At 65.0% G+C, this 4,321-nt stretch carries 5 protein-coding genes; all 5 read left to right on the top strand.

What is annotated here, in order from left to right:
* Positions 1-1,044, top strand: a 1,044-nt coding sequence (locus Q0239_RS13095) for a DUF1036 domain-containing protein (RefSeq protein WP_298603581.1), incomplete at its 5' end; no start/stop codon positions are given.
* Positions 1,045-1,223: 179 nt separating this feature from the next.
* Complete coding sequence (locus Q0239_RS13090) at positions 1,224-1,931, top strand: pyrimidine 5'-nucleotidase (protein WP_298603579.1); 708 nt, start codon at positions 1,224-1,226, stop codon at positions 1,929-1,931.
* Positions 1,932-1,989: 58 nt separating this feature from the next.
* Positions 1,990-2,835: a 2,3,4,5-tetrahydropyridine-2,6-dicarboxylate N-succinyltransferase gene (gene dapD / locus Q0239_RS13085; protein WP_298603577.1), complete on the top strand. Its 846-nt coding sequence runs from the start codon at positions 1,990-1,992 to the stop codon at positions 2,833-2,835.
* Between the two features lie 70 nt (positions 2,836-2,905).
* Positions 2,906-3,388 (top strand): DUF805 domain-containing protein, encoded by a 483-nt coding sequence (locus Q0239_RS13080; RefSeq protein ID WP_298603575.1) that lies wholly within the window; start codon positions 2,906-2,908, stop codon positions 3,386-3,388.
* A gap of 2 nt (positions 3,389-3,390) precedes the next feature.
* A partial coding sequence (dapE, locus tag Q0239_RS13075; RefSeq protein ID WP_298603573.1) for a succinyl-diaminopimelate desuccinylase occupies positions 3,391-4,321 on the top strand: 931 nt, incomplete at its 3' end.

Raw genomic sequence — 4,321 nt, 5'->3', positions numbered from 1 at the left:
GCTGATTCACAAGTGATGGCACGCCGCGCAACCGCAGCCGCCGCTCCCAGAGCGCTCGCCGCTATCGCGCTGGTTGCGGCCTGCATTGCCGCCGCGCCCGCCCGCGCCGACCTGAAACTGTGCAACCGCATGAGCTATGTCGTCGAAGCCGCCATCGGCATCGACGACAAGGGCGCGAGTGCGACGCGCGGCTGGTTTCGCATCGACCCGGCGCAATGCCGCGTCGTCGCGCAGGGCAAGCTCGCTGCCGACCGGCTGATGCTTCATGCGCGCGCGCTGCCGGTCTATGGCTCCTCGCCCGTTCCGCAGAACGGCGCGGACAATCTGTGCATCGCCAGCGGCAACTTCGTCATCGCCGCCGCGCGGCAGTGCCGCGCCGGGCAGACGATGGCGGCGTTCACCGAGGTCAAGCCGACGCTCGACGAGGAGAGCGGCAACGCCACCACCTATCTCGCCGAAAGCAGCGAATATGACGACGAGCAGGCGCGCCTCGCCGGCATCCAGCGGCTTCTCGTGATCGCGGGCTATGACGCCGCGCCGATCGACGGCGTCGACGGTCCGAAGACGCAAGGCGCGCTGGCGAAATTTCTCAGAGATCGCGGGCTCGACGCCAACAGCGTCTCCGCCGCGAACTTCTTCGAGACGATGATCGCGGCGGTGCAGACGCCCTCCACGACCGGGCTGACCTGGTGCAACGACACGCCGCACAAGGTGATGGCGGCGGTCGGCGCCGACGACGGCAAGCAGGTCACGACACGCGGCTGGTATGGCATCATGCCGGGCAAGTGCCTGCATCCGGATATTCCGGGGCAGCCGCGCAAGGTCTATTCCTTCGCCGAGGCGGTCGATGCCGACGGCCGCGCGGTGGCGATGTCGGGCAAGCCTTTGAACTGGGGCGGACCGACGCTGCTGTGCACGCGCGAGGCGAAATTCGAGCTGAGCGAGCAGAGCGACTGCGGCGGGCGCGGACTGAATGCGACGGGCTTCGCCATCGTCGATCTCGGCAGCGGCGGCGGGCAGACGGTGCGGTTCAAGCTGCCGTGAGATGCGAAGGGTGTGTTGGCCCGTGACAGCGCCGCAAGAAAAGTCGTCATTGCCGGGCCGTCGCATAGCGGCGCGACCCGGCAATCCATCCTCTAAAAAGATGGATGCCCGGGTCAAGCCCGGGCATGACGAATGGACTCGGGGATAGCTCTCATGCAACGCGAAACTCAAAAGCCGACATGACCCTCAAAACCAACGCACCCGCGCCCCGCGCCTTCGCCCATGTCGAGACCTGGGTGTTCGACCTCGATAACACGCTCTATCCGCGCGAGATCAATCTGTGGCAGCAGGTCGATGTGCGCATCCGCGATTACGTCGCGCAGTTTCTCGACGTCTCGACCGACGATGCCTATCGCATCCAGAAGGACTATTACCTGCGCTACGGCACCACCATGCGCGGCATGATGGAAGAACACGCGATGGACCATCGGGCCTATCTCGATTTCGTCCACATGATCGACCACTCGATGCTGGAGCCGAACCCCGCGCTCGGCCACGCCATTTCAGCGCTGCCCGGCCGCAAGCTGATCCTCACCAACGGTACCGTCGCCCATGCCGAGGCGGTGCTGAAGCGGCTCGACATCGACACGCATTTCGAAGGCATTTTCGACATCGTCGCCGGCGAACTCGAGCCCAAGCCCGCGCCGCAGACCTATGACAAATTCCTCTCGCGTCACGACGTCGACCCGAAGCGCGCCGCGATGTTCGAGGATCTCGCCCGCAATCTCGAAGTGCCACACCAGCGCGGCATGAAGACCGTGTTCGTCGTGCCGAAAGGCAGCGATCCGGCGGGCCGGCAGGCATGGGAATTCGAGGGCCGCGACGCCCCCCATGTCGAATACGTCACCGACGATCTGACCGGCTTCCTGAACCGGATCGTCGCTTGACTCCGCCTGTTTCTGCCCTGAAAACCTCCCGACCTTTTTAGCCGCCGAGGAATTAGCAATGTCTCTGTCTGCTCTTGAGAGCACCATCAACAACGCCTTCGAGGCGCGCGACACCATCTCGACCTCCACCAAGGGCGAGGTGCGCGACGCGGTCGATCATGCGCTCGAACTGATGGACGACGGCAAGGCGCGTGTCGCCGAGCGCCAGGGCGACGGCAAGTGGAAGGTCAATCAATGGCTCAAGAAGTCGGTGCTGCTGTCGTTCCGTCTCAACGACATGGATGTGATCGACGGCGGCCCCGGAGAGGCGAAGTGGTGGGACAAGGTGCCCTCGAAGTTTCAGGGCTGGGGACCGAACCGCTTCCGCGACGCCGGCTTCCGCGCCGTGCCGGGCGCTGTCGTGCGCAAGTCCGCTTTCATCGCCAAGAACGTCGTGCTGATGCCGTCATTCGTCAATCTCGGCGCTTATGTCGATGAAAGCACGATGGTCGATACCTGGGCGACGGTCGGCTCCTGCGCGCAGATCGGCAAGCGCGTGCATATCTCGGGCGGCGTCGGCATCGGCGGCGTGCTCGAACCGCTGCAGGCCGAGCCTGTCATCATCGAGGACGACTGCTTCATCGGCGCGCGCTCCGAAGTCGCCGAAGGCGTGATCGGGCGCAACGGCGCGGTGCTGTCGATGGGCGTGTTTCTCGGCGCATCGACCAAGATCGTCGACCGCGCGACCGGGAAGATTTACATGGGCGAGGTGCCCGAATATTCCGTCGTGGTGCCGGGCGCGCTACCAGGCAAGCCGCTGCCGGACGGATCGCCGGGACCGTCGCTCTATTGCGCGGTCATCGTCAAAACGGTGGACGAGCGCACGCGCTCCAAGACCAGCATCAACGAACTGCTGCGCGATTGAGGTTATCGGGAGAGTAGAGACACCTTGGCGCAGCTCGCGCCGCGGGCGTTACAGAGCACGAGAGGCGGACATGGACTGGACGACGCTGTTGTTCGGTTTCAGTGGCCGCATCAATCGCGGCAAATACTGGTTCGCGCTTCTGCTCAACATGCTGGCATGGGCCTGTTTCGTCGCGTTGTGCTTCGCGTGGCTCGGCGAACTCGATCCCGCCCTCCTGCTCCGCACCGCAGGCAGTGCCCCGATGATACGTATCTCGGCCCTCATCCTCGCTTTCTTCTGGGGCTGGTTGGTCATCGCCATCGGCATCAAGCGGCTGCATGACCGCGGCCGGAGCGGCTGGTGGCTGCTGCCATTCTGGTTCGTGCCGGGCATCCTCTCCAGCGGCAACCTGCTGATGGATGAACCCGGCAGCAGCGTGACGCTCAATCTTGCCACGCAGGCAATCGGCACGTGGGCCTTCCTCGAACTCGGCTGCCTCAAGGGCACTGACGGACCCAACGCCTACGGACCCGATCCGCTGGGACCGCAAACACAACTCATCATCGAAGGCTGAACATGACTGATGCGCTGTCCATCACCCGCGATCTCGTCCGCTGCCCGTCGGTGACGCCGGCCGATGCCGGCGCGCTCGGCGTTCTCGAAGCGCTGCTGACGAATGCCGGCTTCGAGGTGCATCGCGTCACCTTCAGCGAGGCCGGCACCGCCGACATCGACAACCTCTACGCACGGATCGGAACGGACGCGCCGCATCTGTGCTTCGCCGGCCATACCGATGTGGTGCCGGCGGGCGACGAGGCGGCGTGGACGCAGGCGCCTTTCGCCGGTGAGATCAAGGATGGCATGCTCTACGGCCGCGGCACGGTCGACATGAAAGGCGGCATCGCCTGCTCGGTCGCGGCGGTGCTCGACTATCTCAAGGCCAACGATGGCAAGCCGAAAGGGTCTGTTTCGTTTCTCATCACCGGCGACGAGGAAAGCGTCGCCGTCAACGGCACCGTCAAGCTGCTGAAGTGGATCGCGGCGCGCGGCGAGAAGATCGATCATTGCGTGCTCGGCGAGCCGAGCAATGTGGAAGCGCTGGGCGACTGCATCAAGGTCGGCCGGCGCGGCTCGCTGTCCGGCACCGTGATCGTCGAGGGCACGCAGGGCCACGTCGCCTATCCGCATCGCGCCCACAATCCGATTCCCGACATCGCCGCCGTCGTCGCCGCGCTGAGCACCGAGCCGATCGACGCCGGCAACGAGTTTTTTCCGGCGTCGAACCTCGAATTCGTTTCGCTCGATGTAGGCAACCCCGCGTGGAACGTCATTCCGGCGCAGGCGCGGGCGCGCTTCAACATCCGCCACAACGATATTCGCTCGCAGGACGAATTGCGGGCGCTGATCGAGGAACGCGCGGCGAAGGCGGCCGGCAACCGCATCCGCCAGCGCATCGAGTGGGAGCCGTCGAACGCCGACGCCTTCATCGCCAAACCGGGCAAGTTCA

Source organism: uncultured Sphingorhabdus sp., from assembly GCF_937872355.1.
Classification (GTDB): Bacteria; Pseudomonadota; Alphaproteobacteria; order Sphingomonadales; family Sphingomonadaceae; genus Sphingorhabdus_B.
This window is presented reverse-complemented; position numbering and strand designations above follow the sequence as displayed.

What these genes read in the sequence shown, in the direction of transcription:
- Q0239_RS13090 (WP_298603579.1), top strand. Translation starts at nt 1,224, where the DNA reads ATGACCCTCAAAACCAACGCACCCGCGCCCCGCGCCTTCGCCCATGTC.
- dapD (WP_298603577.1), top strand. Translation starts at nt 1,990, where the DNA reads ATGTCTCTGTCTGCTCTTGAGAGCACCATCAACAACGCCTTCGAGGCG.
- Q0239_RS13080 (WP_298603575.1), top strand. Translation starts at nt 2,906, where the DNA reads ATGGACTGGACGACGCTGTTGTTCGGTTTCAGTGGCCGCATCAATCGC.